Below are 1,250 nucleotides of genomic sequence, written 5' to 3' on the forward strand. Positions count from 1 at the left end.
GCGCCCGACAGGGTGAAATCGTCGGTGTGGCAGATGCCGGTCGCCTTGACCTCAACCAGCACTTCGCCGGCCTTCGGACCGTCGAGCTGCACGGTCATCACTTCCAGCGGTTTTCCGGCCTGAACGGCTACGGCGGCGCGAACGTCCATTTGATAATCCCTCCTGTTAATTCAATTTCGGTTGTAGATATTTGGATATACGACCGAGAGATCGAAACAATTCGCTTCGGCCTCGCCTCATTCATCCCGGCTCGACCTGACACCACACCGCAAGAAGCGGCTGGGCCGTACATCTTATCGCGAAGGATTGCCCGGCATCGTTCGCGAAGACCGTTCCTGTGGCGGCAGAAAACCACTGGGAATCGCCAAGGCAGATTTCTCCCGGCGAAAGCAGAATGAAGGCGCGCGGCTGCGTCTGAACATGGTCGGGGAAGCGGGTGTAACGATCCATATAGATCACGCCGACCCGGAGATCGGCGCGCTCCTCCATGCCGCCAGGGCCGACCAGAACCGCATGGGAGTGCGTATTGCCGAAGTTTAGGCTCGCAAACGGGCCAGTGCGGCCGCGTCTCCACAGCAGCCTGCCGGCGAGACTGTTGAACTGATTGGCGATTGCCTCATATTTCCGCCCGGATTTCGCCAGATGGCTGACGGCGTCAATCAACCCTTCGGGCATCCCGGGGAGAGGGCCTCCCTCCGGGCGCACCTTGCCTGTCTTGAGCAGTCTTTGGAGGACCTTTCCGGCAACGAAACTGGCTACGGCGGGAGCGTCGGCCGACAGCATCAGCCCACCGATATCGTTGAGAAATTCCTGCAGCGGCTGGGGACGCCTTTCCCTTCCGATGTCGTGCAGCCTAATATAAGCCGGCTTTTCGTCATCGTTCAGGAGAAGGTCAGCACCAGGTCTGGTTGGACGTCCCACCATGCGCGCCACGTTCGATCTCCCCCTTAAAGCGCCTTTTGCAATTCCGGCAGGGCGTCGAAGAGATCGGCGACGAGGCCGTAGTCGGCGACTTGGAAGATCGGCGCCTCCTCGTCCTTGTTGATGGCGACGATCACCTTACTGTCCTTCATGCCGGCCAGATGCTGGATGGCCCCGGAGATGCCGGCGGCGATATAGAGATCGGGCGCCACCACCTTGCCGGTCTGGCCGACCTGCCAGTCGTTCGGGGCATAACCGGCATCGACGGCGGCGCGGCTGGCGCCGACGGCAGCCCCGAGCTTGTCGGCAACCGGCAGGATGACTTGCCT

2 protein-coding genes and 1 pseudogene are annotated in these 1,250 nt (G+C 61.3%); all 3 read right to left on the reverse strand.

Features of this window, described 5'->3' with window-relative positions:
- Positions 1-149 (reverse strand): annotated as a pseudogene (locus PYR71_RS30615) (S-(hydroxymethyl)glutathione dehydrogenase); the annotation flags it as partial.
- A 91-nt stretch (positions 150-240) separates the two neighbouring features.
- A complete protein-coding gene (locus PYR71_RS30620) occupies positions 241-933 on the reverse strand; it encodes a dimethylsulfonioproprionate lyase family protein (protein ID WP_275621780.1) in 693 nt (230 codons plus the stop codon).
- A 14-nt stretch (positions 934-947) separates the two neighbouring features.
- Positions 948-1,250, reverse strand: a 303-nt coding sequence (locus PYR71_RS30625) for an electron transfer flavoprotein subunit alpha/FixB family protein (protein WP_275619896.1), incomplete at its 5' end; no start/stop codon positions are given.

The sequence above is a fragment of the Rhizobium mulingense genome, assembly GCF_029194105.1.
Taxonomy (GTDB): Bacteria; Pseudomonadota; Alphaproteobacteria; order Rhizobiales; family Rhizobiaceae; genus Rhizobium; species Rhizobium mulingense.